The sequence below is a fragment of the Mesorhizobium sp. M0106 genome (genome assembly GCF_040322715.1).
Taxonomy (GTDB): Bacteria; Pseudomonadota; Alphaproteobacteria; order Rhizobiales; family Rhizobiaceae; genus Mesorhizobium.
Genome location: NZ_JAMYUA010000047.1, coordinates 1 through 13,842 on the forward strand (window position 1 = coordinate 1; position 13,842 = coordinate 13,842).

Annotated in this window: 16 protein-coding genes and 1 pseudogene; 9 read left to right on the forward strand and 8 right to left on the reverse strand. The window is 62.6% G+C overall.

Features of this window, described 5'->3' with window-relative positions; all coding sequences use genetic code 11:
- Positions 1–32: 32 nt before the first annotated feature.
- The 3 genes from NKJ55_RS29700 to dapD are packed head-to-tail and all read right to left on the reverse strand — an operon-like array spanning position 33 to position 1,961.
- Positions 33–677 (reverse strand): hypothetical protein, encoded by a 645-nt coding sequence (locus NKJ55_RS29700; RefSeq protein WP_352452987.1) that lies wholly within the window; start codon positions 675–677, stop codon positions 33–35.
- 21 nt (positions 678–698) lie between these two features.
- Positions 699–1,076, reverse strand: a complete 378-nt coding sequence (locus tag NKJ55_RS29705) for a DUF805 domain-containing protein (protein WP_023677473.1) — start codon at positions 1,074–1,076, stop codon at positions 699–701.
- Between the two features lie 30 nt (positions 1,077–1,106).
- Positions 1,107–1,961 (reverse strand): 2,3,4,5-tetrahydropyridine-2,6-dicarboxylate N-succinyltransferase, encoded by an 855-nt coding sequence (dapD, locus tag NKJ55_RS29710; protein ID WP_023677474.1) that lies wholly within the window; start codon positions 1,959–1,961, stop codon positions 1,107–1,109.
- Between the two features lie 145 nt (positions 1,962–2,106).
- On the opposite strand from dapD, the gene NKJ55_RS29715 reads away from it, so the two are divergent.
- Complete coding sequence (locus NKJ55_RS29715; protein WP_023718198.1) at positions 2,107–2,946, forward strand: LOG family protein; 840 nt, start codon at positions 2,107–2,109, stop codon at positions 2,944–2,946.
- 34 nt (positions 2,947–2,980) lie between these two features.
- Here the strand turns inward: NKJ55_RS29715 and NKJ55_RS29720 are convergent, their stop codons facing one another.
- Complete coding sequence (locus NKJ55_RS29720; protein WP_023677476.1) at positions 2,981–3,688, reverse strand: pyrimidine 5'-nucleotidase; 708 nt, start codon at positions 3,686–3,688, stop codon at positions 2,981–2,983.
- Positions 3,689–3,849: 161 nt separating this feature from the next.
- On the opposite strand from NKJ55_RS29720, the pseudogene NKJ55_RS29725 reads away from it, so the two are divergent.
- Positions 3,850–4,603 (forward strand): annotated as a pseudogene (locus tag NKJ55_RS29725) (GGDEF domain-containing protein).
- 50 nt (positions 4,604–4,653) lie between these two features.
- On the opposite strand, the gene NKJ55_RS29730 reads toward NKJ55_RS29725, so the two are convergent.
- Entirely contained in the window at positions 4,654–4,821 is a 168-nt protein-coding gene (locus NKJ55_RS29730; protein WP_352452988.1) for a hypothetical protein, read from the reverse strand.
- A gap of 93 nt (positions 4,822–4,914) precedes the next feature.
- On the opposite strand from NKJ55_RS29730, the gene NKJ55_RS29735 reads away from it, so the two are divergent.
- Positions 4,915–5,415, forward strand: coding sequence for a MarR family winged helix-turn-helix transcriptional regulator (locus NKJ55_RS29735; protein WP_352452989.1), 501 nt, complete (start codon positions 4,915–4,917; stop codon positions 5,413–5,415).
- Here NKJ55_RS29735 and phhA read toward each other — a convergent pair.
- Positions 5,410–6,243, reverse strand: a complete 834-nt coding sequence (gene phhA, locus NKJ55_RS29740) for a phenylalanine 4-monooxygenase (RefSeq protein WP_352452990.1) — start codon at positions 6,241–6,243, stop codon at positions 5,410–5,412. The two genes, NKJ55_RS29735 and phhA, sit on opposite strands and share 6 nt — an antisense overlap.
- 140 nt (positions 6,244–6,383) lie before the next feature.
- Between phhA and NKJ55_RS29745 the strand changes: the two genes are divergently transcribed.
- Both NKJ55_RS29745 and bchE read left to right on the forward strand, forming a co-directional pair.
- On the forward strand, positions 6,384–6,860 hold the full coding sequence (locus NKJ55_RS29745) for an Lrp/AsnC family transcriptional regulator (protein ID WP_023677481.1): 477 nt from the start codon (positions 6,384–6,386) through the stop codon (positions 6,858–6,860).
- A gap of 102 nt (positions 6,861–6,962) precedes the next feature.
- Positions 6,963–8,501: a magnesium-protoporphyrin IX monomethyl ester anaerobic oxidative cyclase gene (gene bchE / locus NKJ55_RS29750; RefSeq protein ID WP_352452991.1), complete on the forward strand. Its 1,539-nt coding sequence runs from the start codon at positions 6,963–6,965 to the stop codon at positions 8,499–8,501.
- A 19-nt stretch (positions 8,502–8,520) separates the two neighbouring features.
- On the opposite strand, the gene argB is transcribed toward bchE, so the two are convergent.
- Together argB and NKJ55_RS29760 are read right to left on the reverse strand one after the other, a co-directional pair.
- Positions 8,521–9,414 (reverse strand): acetylglutamate kinase, encoded by an 894-nt coding sequence (gene argB / locus NKJ55_RS29755; RefSeq protein ID WP_023677482.1) that lies wholly within the window; start codon positions 9,412–9,414, stop codon positions 8,521–8,523.
- 96 nt (positions 9,415–9,510) lie between these two features.
- Positions 9,511–11,007 carry an amidase gene (locus NKJ55_RS29760; protein ID WP_352452992.1) on the reverse strand — a complete coding sequence of 499 codons (1,497 nt, stop codon included), beginning with the start codon at positions 11,005–11,007 and terminating at the stop codon, positions 9,511–9,513.
- Between the two features lie 126 nt (positions 11,008–11,133).
- On the opposite strand from NKJ55_RS29760, the gene NKJ55_RS29765 reads away from it, so the two are divergent.
- The 4 genes from NKJ55_RS29765 (at position 11,134) to msrB (ending at position 13,812) form a co-directional block, all read left to right on the forward strand.
- Positions 11,134–11,673 (forward strand): sigma-70 family RNA polymerase sigma factor, encoded by a 540-nt coding sequence (locus NKJ55_RS29765; RefSeq protein WP_023677484.1) that lies wholly within the window; start codon positions 11,134–11,136, stop codon positions 11,671–11,673.
- Positions 11,670–12,374: an anti-sigma factor gene (locus NKJ55_RS29770; protein WP_352453016.1), complete on the forward strand. Its 705-nt coding sequence runs from the start codon at positions 11,670–11,672 to the stop codon at positions 12,372–12,374. The genes NKJ55_RS29765 and NKJ55_RS29770 overlap by 4 nt, the downstream gene beginning before the upstream one ends.
- 205 nt (positions 12,375–12,579) lie before the next feature.
- A complete protein-coding gene (locus tag NKJ55_RS29775; RefSeq protein WP_352452993.1) occupies positions 12,580–13,137 on the forward strand; it encodes a fasciclin domain-containing protein in 558 nt (185 codons plus the stop codon).
- Positions 13,138–13,311: 174 nt separating this feature from the next.
- Entirely contained in the window at positions 13,312–13,812 is a 501-nt protein-coding gene (msrB, locus tag NKJ55_RS29780) for a peptide-methionine (R)-S-oxide reductase MsrB (protein ID WP_023677487.1), read from the forward strand.
- The last annotated feature ends 30 nt before the right edge of the window (positions 13,813–13,842 follow it).

Sequence of the window (13,842 nt, forward strand, 5' to 3'; positions counted from 1 at the left end):
TCGGAGCCGAACTCCGGGTATCCGTTCAGGCCTCAAGGGAAAGACGAGGGCGATCCGACTCTAGCTCGACCCGTCAAACGGTCAGATTGCGCGAACAGCGCGGCGATCTTGCCGGTGATCGACAGCATTTCGGAGCAGTAGTCGAGATAGCGGGCAAGGTCGGCGGCGTTGGTGATGCGGGCTGGCGAATGCGCAGTCGGCTTGAAACTGGCTGAAAGCGTTGCCGGATCCTTGGTCAGCTGGTGCATGTCGATGACGTGGATCAGCGAACGCAGCCCGTGGAGCTGGCGAAACACCCGCTTGCGCTTGATCCGCTCCTCGGAGCGAATCAGGGCCAGAAAGCCCAGCACCGCGAGGATGATCATGTTGAGGGAGGCTTCGATGCCTTGCATCGACTGGAAGGCATCGTGGTTTCCCGAGATGCGGCCGAGCGGCAGGATTGTGCCGACGAACAGGAACATCAGCGCTCCGACGACGAAGGCGGCGATGATGAGGCCGCGCAGCCACCAGATCGGCGCCTCCAGCGCCTTGGCTGCCTTTGCCAGATCGCGCGACAGCGACACGAGCTCGGCGGCGACGCCGCGCAAGCCGGCATCGGGAAAACGCTCGGCGACGCGCTCTTCCAGCCGTTCGGCGGTTTCGAGGATCAGTTTCGAATCAAGCGAGCGGTAGCGCATGACGAAATATCCGATCGGCGCTCAGGGTTCGGCCGGTGCGTTGGTGCGCTTGCCGTAGCGGTTGGGTCCCGGCTGCCCGGGAAATAGGCAAAGCACGAGGAAAGCGATAATCGAGACAACCGGCACGAACAGCACCAGCGCCGCAACACCCGGCTTGTCGAGGTCATGCAACCGCTTCACCGCCAGCACCACGTTCGACCAAAGCGAGGCAATGAAGGCGATGAAGAAAATGAACGACCACATGTTGCTCTCGGTAGTGCCTTCCGGAACCAGCGTGAAACGGTAGAGTGGGAGGGCCTGTATGATGGCCACCAGCAGTCCTCCCAGAAAATAGGCCGCGCGGCTGACGCGGCCCGAAGTTCTGAAGAAAAGCCAGATGAGGTCTGATCTGTCAGGCAAGCGAATTCCGTCCGTATTCGTGGGGAAAGATCAATCGCGCAGCAATTCGTTGATCGATGTCTTGGAACGGGTTCTGGCGTCGACCCGCTTGACGATGACGGCGCAGTAGAGGCTGGGGCCCGGCTCGTTGTTTGGAAAAGGCTTGCCCGGCAGCGAGCCGGCGACGACGACGGAATTAGGCGGCACCTCGCCGTAGAAGATCTCGCCGGTGGCGCGGTCGACGATCTTGGTCGACTGGCCGATGAAGACGCCCATGCCGAGCACCGAGCCTTCGCGAACGATGCACCCTTCGACCACTTCGGAACGGGCGCCGATGAAGCAATTGTCCTCGATGATGGTTGGACCCGCCTGCATCGGCTCCAGCACACCGCCGATGCCGACACCGCCCGACAGATGCACATTCTTCCCGATCTGGGCACAGGAGCCGACCGAAGCCCAGGTGTCGACCATGGTGCCGCTGTCGACATAGGCGCCGACATTGACGAAGGACGGCATCAGCACGGCGCCGGGCGCGACATAGGCGGAGCGGCGCACGATCGACGACGGCACGGCGCGGAAGCCCGCCTTCTCGAAATCGACGGCGCTCCAGCCGTCGAATTTCGAGGGCACCTTGTCCCACCATACCGCCTGACCGGGACCACCCTTTATGATCTCCATCGGGGTGAGCCGGAACGACAGCAGCACCGCTTTCTTCAGCCACTGGTTGACGTGCCATTTGCCGTCGGCCTGCCGCTCGGCGACGCGGGCGACGCCCCGGTCGAGCAGGTCGAGCGCCGATTGGATGGCCTCGCGCGTCTCGCCGCGGGTTGCGGTCGAAATCGTGTCGCGTTCCTCGAAGGCGTTCTCGATAATCTCCTCGAGGCTCGCGAGATCGGGCTTCGACATGAATTCGCTCCATTACCAAGCTGTTAAGGGCCGGCGCCTTAACCTGTTTGAAAGTCGCGCGGACCCTATGTGAAGGCTTGGGGAGGGTCAATCGCGGCAGCGTCACGGGACGGCGCAAGTGAATGATTGGACGGGTAAAGCAAATATGACTCCCATGGAAAAGGCGGGATGGACGCCGCTGCCGCATTCGGACGAGGATCTGGAGCGGTCGAAAAGCGTGCCGGACACGCCGCAAACGCGCGCGGAGACATATCGGCTGGCCTGGAACGACCCCGATTTCATGACGCGGCGCGAGTTGCGCGCGGTCAGGCTGCAACTCGAACTGCTGAAGCCGGAGATGATCCTGGCCGAGCGCGGCATTCAATCGACCGTCATCCTGTTCGGCGGCGCCCGCATTCCCGAGCCCGGCGGCGAAGCCTGGGCGGCCAAGAACGAGACGCAGAAGAAGAACCTCGAGCAAAACAGCAAATATTACGAGGAGGCGCGCAAATTCGCCCGCCTCTGCTCACAGCAGTCGGCCACCTCGTACTATCGCGAATTCGTCGTGGTGACCGGCGGCGGGCCGGGTGTCATGGAGGCCGGCAATCGTGGCGCCGACGATGTTGGCGCGCCTTCGATCGGTCTCAACATCGTGCTGCCACACGAGCAGGCGCCAAACGCCTACGTGACGCCGGAACTCTGCTTCAACTTCCACTATTTCGCGGTCCGCAAGATGCATTTCGTCATGCGTGCCAAGGCCGTTGCGGTATTTCCCGGCGGCTTCGGCACGATGGACGAGTTCTTCGAAACGCTGACCCTGATCCAGACCGGCCGCATGGAACGTGTGCCGGTCATTCTGTTCGGCAAGGCTTTCTGGGCAAGGGCGATCGACCTCGATTTCCTCGCCGAGCAAGGCACGATCACGCCCGGCGACCAGGATATCATCGATTTCGTCGACACCGCCGACGAGGCCTGGGGGATCGTCAGCCGCTTCTATAAACTTTGAAATGCAAGCAAGGACTTGAAGCGCGCCGGCTGCCTCAAGCAGGGACTTCCACGATCGCCGTGAGAAAGCCGGCGAGGTCGTCGGTGACGAAGTCCACATCGTCCTCGTTGGCCGGGTCGCGTTCCCAGATTTCCGAGAAGGTCGGCTCGAAATTGCGTGGCACCACCAGCACCGTGGTCATGCCCAGCGATTTCGGCACCGACAGGTTGCGGGCAAGATCTTCGAACATCACCGCATTTTGCCCGGTAACGGCGTGGAGTTCGGCAAATTTCTCATAGGATTGCCGCGCCGGCTTGGGGTTCAGTCCGGCTGCGACAATATCGAAAATATCGTCGAAATGCTCGAGAATGCCCAGCTGCCGCGCGGTGCGTTCGGCATGCCGGCGATCGCCATTGGTGAAGATGAATTTACGGCCGGGAAGCTGGCGAATGGCGGTGCCGAGGACGGGATCGGGCACCAGCCAGGAATAATCGATGTCGTGCACTTTCTCGAGAAAATCGTCGGGGTCGATGCCGTGGCGCGTCATCAATCCGTTCAGCGTCGTGCCGTATTCGCGGTAGAGCTCCTTTTGCAGCTTGCGTGCTTCCTCGCGCGGCAGCGTCAGCAATTCTCCGACGTAGGCGGTCATCTTCACATCGATCTGCGAGAACAGATTCGAATGATGCGGATAAAGCGTGTTGTCGAGATCGAACACCCAGTCGGTGACATGGGCAAAGCGGGCGGGGTCGGGAAGCGTGGTCATACGTCCTTATGGCACGAAACGATCTTTCTAACAGGAGGTTTATCCACAACCTATGCGCGCCCTGGGTGGTAAAAATGGCGCCATGATTAAAATCTTAAGCATCGCCGAAAGGTGACATTCAGCGCTTTGCTGGAACCAAGACGGACCAGTGGGAGCAAGCGATGAATCGCATATTTCTAAAGTCTGCCGCCATCGCTTTCGCCTCCGTCGCGGTCTCGCTTTTGCTGACGCTGATCGTCGTGCCGGCAATGGGGTTTCCGATCAACCGCACCATCTGGCTGACATCCACCGTGTGCCCGCTCGCGCTTGCCTGGAGCGTCGGCGCCTATACGTTCTGGCAGGGCGAAAGGTTGCAGACCGCGCATCGCGAGCTCGCCCGCGCCCATGCCCAACTCGCCGCCGCGCACAGGCGCTTGGCGGAAAAGGCGAGCCGCGACGACATGACCGGCATGCTCAACCGCGAAAGTTTCTTTGCCGCTCTCGACGGCTCCCGGCGCAAATCCGATCGCGGGGCATTGCTGATTGTCGATGCCGACCATTTCAAGACCATCAACGACAGCTACGGCCATCTGATCGGCGACGATGCCCTGCTCCTGATCGCAAATGCGATAGAGCATGGCGTGCGCAGCGGCGACGTGCTTGGCCGCATCGGCGGCGAGGAATTCTGCGCCCTTCTGATTGGTGCCACCGAACACGAGGCCAGGCGAGCGCATCCGGCGTGAAGTCGAGCGTATCCGTTTCCGGCCCGTCGACGAACGAACGGTTCCGCTGACAGTCAGTATTGGCGGCATCACCTGCGGCAGAGACGCCGCAGTGTCGGAGCTAATGCGCGCCGCCGACCAGCGGCTCTACGAGGCCAAGCATCGCGGCCGCAATCTGTCGATCATCGACCGCGATATTTCCGAAGCCGCCTGAGCTCGGCCTTAAGCCTTCTGCTGCATTCAACCGCGCCGCTGCCCAGACTGTCAAAATCCGAAGATGGCGATGCGGAACAGCAGGGCGGCCGCCGCCAGCGCGACCTGAGCGATGCCAAGGCCAATGGGAGAGCCCCAGCCATACCACTCCATCGCCAGCTTGGCATATTTGAACTCCTCGGCCGGTGTGAGTAGGCCGCGCGTTGGGGTCTGATTCATGTTTCACTCCTTGCAGGCTGCGATAGGCCTTGCCTTGCGCCTGATGCAGCATATTACTATAATGGCCGTAATGTTAGGCAGATTGATAGTTAGATGGTCGAAATAAATTCGTCAAGCATGAATCGGGCCGACATGAAGACCGCCATCAGCCTTGCCATTATGGGCTGGCAGGACGCGACGCAGGCTTATGACGAGGCAGTGGGCGATAGGCTTGGGCTGAGTATGGCGGAACGCCATTGCCTGGCGCTGCTCTATGGCGGCCCGCGATCGGCTGGCGAGGTCGCTGCCGCAACAGGGTTGACGCCGGCCGCGGTCACCGCGCTGATCGACCGGCTGGAGGCACGCGGCCTGCTGACACGAACGCGCAGCCTCGAGGACAGGCGCAAGGTGGTCATAGAGGCGACGGAACTCACGCGAGAACTATCGGCGCGCTATTATGGCGCGATCGCGCAGGAGGGGGAAAAGGTGATCGCCACATTCAGCGACACTGAACTCGCCACGATCCTGCGCTTCGTCACGGCGTCACTCGACCTTCAGCGCGACCAGCTGGCCCGGCTGAAGGCCGAGGCTTTGGAAACAGCCGACAGCCTATAGGCTCGCCGGGTCGAGCGCTGGCTCGCCTTTGCGGCGCGCCACGATCGCCGCAAGATCGGCGGTCTCGAAAGCATCACGCAGGGCGGCGAACGACGGCAGCACGAAATAGGCACGCTGGAACTTGTCGATCTCGTAGCCGGTGCGCATCACGGTTTCCAGGTCGAAGGGGACATGGTGCGCCTCACCGCCTTCGACCGCGAACTGAAGCTCCGTGAAGGATGACATAAGCCCGGCGCCGAAAGCCTTCAGCGGCTGGCCCGGCTCGCGTATCAGCCCGTATTCGACGGTGTACCAGTAAAGCCTGGTGATCATCTCGTCGCCGCCGAGCGCAATCACGCTGTCGGCCTTCTTGCCATACATCTGCATGAAATCGGCAAAGACCGGCTGCGTCAGGATCGGCACGTGACCGAAGAAATCGTGGAACATGTCGGGCTCGACAATGTAGTCGAGCTCCTTTTGGGTTCGCAGCCAGTTGGTGACTGGGAACCGGCGGTTGGCGAGGTGGTCGAAGAACGGCGCGGCGGGAATGAGCCCCGGCACGGCGACGATCTCCCAGCCGGTGAACTTGCGCAGCTTCTCGCTGACCGCACCGAAATCCGGGATCTTATCGAGAAGACCGAGTGCCGCGACGCCGTCGAGGTAGGAGTGGTGGGCGAGCTTCCTGGTCAGCTTCGTCTGGCGGTCGCACAGCGTACGCCACACCGCCTGTTCTTCGTCGCTATAATTGTAGCCTTGCGCCACGGTGAAATCGGCACGGCAGACCGAATAATCGCCGCGAAGGCCTCGCGCCGCGCATTCGCGGGCATAGTCGGCAACGTTCATTGTCATGGCTTGCTCTCCCTGGAAATCATGATCAGCGGATTGCCGGAAATTCTAGCGGGATGGCGCGAGGCAAATCAGCTTTGATGGTGGCTCAAATGCGGGGTTGGAGGTAAAAGACTCCACGATCGAGCTTTGGGAGAGTGAAAATGCCTCAGTTTGATGAATTCGAGATCAAGATGCTCGACATCCTGCAGCGCGACGGGCGCAAGCCGGTCTCCGAATTGGCGCAGGAGATTGGGCTGTCGACGACACCTTGCGCGCGGCGCTTCGAGGCCCTTCAGCAGGCGGGCATCATAAAGGGCTTTGCTGCGGTGCTCAGCCGCCGCGCCGTCGGGCTGATGGTCGAAGTGTTCATCCAGGTGCGCCTCGTAACCCACAGCGACGGCTCACCCGAAACCTTTATCGCCGCCGTGCAGCGCATGGACGAGGTGTCGTCGTGCTGGACGATGACTGGAGACTACGATTTCCTGCTGCATGTCATGGTGCCGTCGGTCGACGAGCTCAATGCCTTCGTCATGCACCGGCTGATGCGGCTCGAAGGCGTGCGCGACGTACACACACAGCTTGTGCTGCAGAACATCAAGGGGCCCGGCCATGTCCCGCTTGCACATCTCAGACGATAGGCATTTCTGCGGAAAAGCTGCACACAAACTGCTGAAGCGAGCCAATCTCCGGAACTAGATCGCCGACTACGACATGCGGACCGCCATTGCATAAGGCCCGCCATGAAAATCGTCCTGATCAACCCGCCGCATACCGCCATCGGCAGCCGTGTGCCGGACGACCATCTGCCGCCGCTCGGTTTGCTGGCACTGGGCGGTCCGCTGATCGACGCGGGACACGAGGTGCGGCTCGTCGATGCCGAATTCGGGCCGATGCCGCTTGCCACGCTGGTCCGGGACGCCTTGAGCGATCATCCCGACTGCATTCTGATCGGCCATTCCGGCTCGACCTCTGCGCATCCGACAGCCCTGCTGATCGCCGGCATGGTCAAGCACATCGATCCGGCGACAATCCTGATTTATGGCGGCGTGTTTCCGACCTATCACTGGCGCGACATACTGGCCGAAACGGATGCCTTCGACGTCATCGTTCGTGGCGAGGGCGAGGCGACCATCGTCGCGCTGGCCGAAGCGCTGGAGAAACGCAAGCCGCTCTCGGCTGTGGCGGGGATCGCTTTTGCTGACGATGTGCGCCGTCCTTTTGCCACCCGGCCGGCAAGGACGATCGCCAATTTCGACGATTACCGCATCGGCTGGGAACTGATCGACTTCAGTCGCTACAGCTATTGGGGCGGCAAGCGCGCAGTAGTCATGCAGTTCTCGCGAGGCTGTCCGCATCTGTGCAACTATTGCGGCCAGCGCGGCTTCTGGACGCGCTGGCGGCACCGCGACCCCGTGAAGTTCGCGCGGGAGATTGCCTGGCTATACCGCAAGCATGGCGTCGAGCTGATCAACCTTGCCGACGAGAACCCGACGTCGTCCAAAAAAGCCTGGCGCGCCTTTCTCGATGCGATGATCGCCGAGAATGTGCCGGTGCTGATCGTCGGCTCCACCCGCGCCGACGACATCGTCCGCGACGCCGACAGCCTGCATCTTTATCGCCAGGCCGGCGTCATCCGCTGGCTGCTTGGCATGGAAAATACCGACGAGCAGACGCTTGCATTGATCCGCAAGGGCGGCAGCACCTCATCCGACCGCGAGGCGATACGGCTGCTGCGACTCAATGGCATCTTGTCGATGGCGACCTGGGTGGCCGGTTTCGAGGACGAAAGTTTGCGCGACCTCTGGCGCGGCTTCCGCCAGCTGATCGCTTATGACCCCGACCAGATCCAGGCGCTCTATGTAACGCCCCACCGCTGGACGCCGTTCTTCAGGATTGCCAGGGACCGCAAGGTGATCCAGCTGGACGCCCGCCTGTGGGACTACAAGCATCAGGTCCTGCAGATGACCCGCCTCAAGCCGTGGATGCTGTTCTTCGCCGTCAAGCTGATCGAACTGGCCGTGCAGTCGCGGCCCAAGGCGCTGGCGCGCATCCTGTTCCACAAGGATCCGGAGCAACGGCATTCGATGCGCTGGTACACCAAAATGGGCCGCCGCGTCTGGTTCCGCGAAGTCTGGGGCTTTCTGGTCCGCGACCGCCGCCTGAAAAATGGCCCGACGCTCGCCGAATTCTGGGGCGCGCCGCAAGACGAGGAAGAAGAATCGATGGTTGTCGAACGCCTGCCGCGTCAGTCCGTGACCGCTATTTCGCCAAACGCTTGAGCCCCTCAGACACCCGGCCTCACGGCACGATCAGCGTGCCGGCGCCGTGTTCGGTGAACAGCTCGAGCAGCACCGCATGCGGCGTCTTGCCGTTGAGGATGACGACGCCTGCGACGCCGCGCTCGATTGCCTCGATGCAGGTCTCGACTTTGGGGATCATACCGCCCGAGACAGTGCCGTCCTTGATCAGGGCCTTGGCCTCGGCCACGGTCAACTCGTCGATCAGCTTCTTGTCCTTGTCGAGCACGCCGGGCACGTCGGTAAGAAACAGCAGGCGCGTCGCCTGGCAGGCGCCGGCGATGGCGCCGGCAAAAGTGTCGGCGTTGATGTTGTAGGTATGGCCGTCGCGGCCGGGCGCCACCGGCGCCAGCACCGGGATCATTTCGGACCGCGCCAGGAGGTCGAGCAATGTGCGGTCGACCTCGACAGGCTCACCAACGAAGCCCAGGTCGAGCACCCGCTCGATGTTGGAATCCGGATCGATCATGGTCTTGCGCGCCTTTTCGGCAAACACCATGTTGCCGTCCTTGCCGCACAGGCCGATCGCCCACTCGCCCTCGGCATTGATCAGCGCGACGATCTCCTTGTTGATCGACCCGGCCAGCACCATCTCGACAATCTCGACGGTCTTCTGGTCGGTGACGCGCAAGCCGCCCTCGAATTTGGATTCGATGCCCATCTTGCTGAGCATGGCGCCGATCTGCGGCCCGCCGCCATGCACGACAATCGGGTTGACGCCGGATTGTTTCAAAAGTGCGATGTCGCGGGCGAAAGCCTTGCCGAGCGCGATGTCGCCCATCGCGTGGCCGCCATATTTCACCACGACCGTCTTGTTCTCGTAGCGCTGCATATAGGGCAGCGCCCTTGAAAGCAGCGCGGCCTGCATTTCGGCGGTGGCGGCGACATCCGTCATCGGCGTGGTTCCCAGCTTGGCATGAACGGCGGCGTCTTAGCGGGAATTGGACGAGGGGGCAAACGGCTTTGCTGTCACGATCGATCAAATCACCGCCTATGCCGGCCGCTGCAGCGGCGCCCGTCGGCCCAGCCAGCCCGAGATCCTTTCCATCTGCGCGGCGAACGACAAAAGCGTTTCCTCGTCGCCGGGGCGGCCGGCGGCCTGGACGCCGAGCGGCAGGCCGGCATCGGTGACGTAAACCGGAAGCGTGATCGACGGTTGCCCGCTGACGTTCTGGATCGCCGGCCAGTGGGTGAACCACAGGCTCTTGTCCATCAGCTGGCCGAATAGCGGCTTGAACTTCAGCAGACGGGCGAGGCGCAGTCTGTCCAGGACATTCTCGATGAATTCGTCGGCGCCTTTCGGGTCCATGGTGCCGCAGGCGAGCGGCGGGTGCGCGATGACTGGCATCAGCACTGCATCATAATGCGCGGTTTCGGCGATAAGCCGGCGCGAGGTTGCGTGCAGCCGCTGCAGGCCGGCATAGATTTCGCCGGCCGAGAGAATTTCACCGAACCGGCTCATCACGCGCGTGGCGCGTTCGATGTCGCCTGAGATGGAGCGGCCGACGCGCAAGGCCTCGCCACGCATCGTGCCGGCCACCGCCGCAGCGACGGTTCTGGCGAAATCGGCGATGAAATCGCGATCGATATAGGGCAGGTCGATCTCCTCGACGCTGTGTCCGCCTTCGCGCGCCAGCCCGATCGCCGCATCCAGAGCTTTCAACGTCTCTTCCGATATCGGCAGGCCGAGCGGCGATTTTCGATAGAAGGCGAGCTTGAGCTTGCCCGGATCGCGCCCGGCGGCCGCAGTGAAACTGCCGTTCGGCGAGGGTGCCGCGTAGGGCGACAGCGGGTCGGGCCCGTGGGTCAGGTCGAGCAGCAGGGCCGTATCGCGCACCGAGCGGGCCAACGCATGGTCGACGACGAAGCCGTACCAGCTTTCGGTGACGAGCGGCGTCAAGGGTACGCGGCCTCGCGAGGTTTTCAGCCCGATCAGCCCGGTACAAGCGGCAGGCACCCTGATCGAGCCGCCGCCATCCGAGGCATGCGCCACCGGCACGACGCCGGCCGCGACCAGCGCAGCCGCACCGCCCGAGGAACCGCCGGTCGTATGCGCGGTGTCCCATGGGTTGCGGGTGATGCCGAAAGCCGCCGATTCGGTCACCAGCCTCAGCCCGTGTTCGGGTGCGGTGCTGGTGGCGATCGGAATCAGGCCGGCGGCCAGATAGCGTTCCGTCATCACCGAGCTGAAATCGGGGGTGAAGGCCGGGATGCGGCTGCCGCCATGCGTCGGCACGCCCTTCATGGCGACGCCGAGGTCCTTCAGCGCAAAGGGCACTCCGGCAAACGGCAGCTTGTGGTCGACGGTTTTCGCCCGCGCCCGCGCCGCCTCATAGAGCGGTTCGGCGATGGCGTTGATCTCCGGGTGGGTGGCCTCGGCCCGGGCGATCGCCGCATCGACGAGATCTTGCGGTGTGATCTCTCCCTTGTGCACGAGTGCGGCCTGGCCGGTTGCGTCATGCTCCCACAGAACCCGCTCGATCGACATGGTCGCCCTCCCGCTCATTGCAAGCTAGCGGGCTGCGATTTCATTGGCAATCGACGCTGGCGCTGCCGGTGCGCAAGACCATTTCAGTCGTTGCAAATACATTGCAATCGCCTAATTTGGCGGCGGATGACGCCGCAGGACATCAGCAACCTGATTGTCCGGACTTCGATGAAGGACCGGGCTGCGTTCGATCTGCTCTACCGGCAGACCAGCGCGAAACTTTTCGGCGTCTGCCTTCGTGTATTGAAGGATCGGGGAGATGCAGAAGAGGCGCTTCAAGAGGTCTTCGTCAAGATATGGACGAAGGCGGACCGTTTCGCCGTTTCGGATCTGAGCCCGATCTCCTGGCTGGTGGCCATTGCGCGCAATCATGCGATCGATCGGATCAGGGCGCGGCGAGAGCCTGCCGCCTATATCGATGCCGCGCTCGACGTGGCCGATCCGGCGCCGGGGCCGGAGGCCATGGCCGTGGCGGGCGGTGAGTCCGAACGCATCTACCATTGTCTCAAGGAATTGGAGAAGGACCGGGCGGCGGCCGTCCGGGGCGCCTATCTGGATGGCAAAAGCTATGCCGAACTGGCGGAGCGCTATGGCGTACCGCTGAACACGATGCGGACCTGGCTGCGGCGCAGCCTGTTGAAACTGAGAGAATGCCTGGAAAGATGACGCTGGCTGACGACAATGGACCGGAACGTGGGAGCGACGACCTGTTCGCCGCCGAATACGTTCTTGGCGTTCTGGCCGCCGATGAACGCGAGATCGCGTCGCGCCGCATCGATGCGGACGCCGCCTTCGCGCGCCTTGTCGATGCCTGGGAGGCGCATCTTTCGCCGATGGCCGCCGCCTATCCGGAGACAGAGCCTCCGATCAGGGTCAAGGAAGCATTGGACCGCCGGCTGTTCGCTGCAGAGCCGCGCGCCGGCCTGTGGTCGAGCCTTGGCTTCTGGCGCGGTCTTGCCGCCGCCGCCATTGCGGCGCTGGCGATCTACATCGCCGTGCCTTACTTCCGCCCGTCCACCGAACCGCCGCAGGCGCGGCTTGTCGCCTCGCTGGCGGCCGAAGGCAGCGACGTCAAATATCTCGTCGTCTACGATGCCGCCCGTCACGAGGTCGGTCTTTCCCACGTTTCCGGCGAGCGGGCCGCCGGCAAGGACTTCGAGCTGTGGATGATCGAAGGCAAGAAGGCGCCGGTGTCGATGGGCGTCATCCCGGCCGGTGCGACCGCGCATTTGCCCATCCCGCCCGCCGTCCAGGAGAAATTGGCGCAAGGCGCCGTGCTTGCGGTCAGCGTTGAGCCTGCCGGCGGTTCACCGACCGGCCAGCCGACTGGACCGGTGGTCGCAGCGGGCGATCTGAAGAGCATCTGACCGCTTCTCATCTCCGGAAGCAGACCTGAAATCTATCTCCCGTGATTTAAACGCCTGCAAAGCTTGTTAGCGGCTGTCGATCCGCGCCGGGCAAATTGCAGCGACAAATATTTTTTTTGCGGAGAGGGCGAAACTCCAGCATTTCTATCGCGTATCTCCTTGCGTTCCCAAATGAGGGGAACGATAACCAGAGGAGATTGAAATCATGCGTAAATTCGCCACCCTTTTGCTTGCCGGCACGGTCGCCATTTCCGCGCTCGCCACCATTGCCTATGCTCAAAATCCGAAGGTCGGCGGCGCCGCCATGTATGCCCAGAAAAACATCGTCGAAAATGCTGTCAACTCGAAGGACCACACGACGCTGGTCGCTGCCGTCAAGGCAGGCGGCCTGGTCGATATGCTGCAAAGCGCTGGCCCCTTCACTGTGTTCGCGCCGACCAACGAGGCCTTTGCGGCACTTCCAGCCGGCACGGTGGAGACGCTGCTCAGGCCTGAAAACAAGGACAAGCTCGTCAAGATCCTGACTTGCCATGTCCTCGGCGCCAAAGCGATGGCCGCCGACGTCGCCAAGATGGTCAAGAACGACGGCGGCACCCACAAGGTCAAGACGGTCGGTGGTTGCGAACTGTCGCTCAAGGCCGACGGCGGCAAGGTCACCGTGACCGACGAGAACGGCAACGTCGCCAATGTGACCATCGCCGATGTCGAGCAGTCCAACGGCGTCATCCACGTCGTCGACAAGGTTCTCCTGCCGAAGATGTAACAAACGCACGCTGCCGGCGAAGATATCACTAAGGGCCTCCCTGCGCACACTCCGCGCCGTTCACGCAAGATGTGGATAGGCGCGGAGTCCCGCTTTGAGGACAGCGATCGTCACCGGCTTTTGATTTCCGTGTGGCGGTCGAATTTGGCACAAGCAATGACAGGAGGAATGGCCATGAACCGTCGCGAGCTTCTTTTGAGTGGTGCGGCAGCCATTGGCGTTGTCGCAGGCGCCACCGCGCTGCGCATGGGCGGAGCCCAGGATGCACGCGCGGCTGAGACTTTCGAGGTTACCAAGACCGAAGCCGAGTGGCGCGCCATCCTGTCCGACGCGGCCTTCAATGTGCTGCGCAAGGAGGGCACGGAATACCCGGGCACCAGTCCGCTGCTCAACGAGCACCGCAAAGGCATCTTCGCTTGCGCCGGCTGCGGCCTGCCGGTCTATTCGTCAGAGACCAAGTTCGATTCCGGCACAGGCTGGCCGAGCTTCTGGCAGGAAATCCCGAATTCCGTCGGCAAGACCGTGGACAGGTCTTTGGGCATGACCCGCACGGAGGTCCATTGTCGCCGCTGCGGCGGCCATCTCGGCCACGTGTTCGATGACGGTCCGCCGCCGACCGGGTTGCGACACTGCATCAATGGCGTTGCCTTGACCTTCAAGCCGGCGACGGCGTGAGGACGGCTGCGACCCTGACTTTGTCGGAGC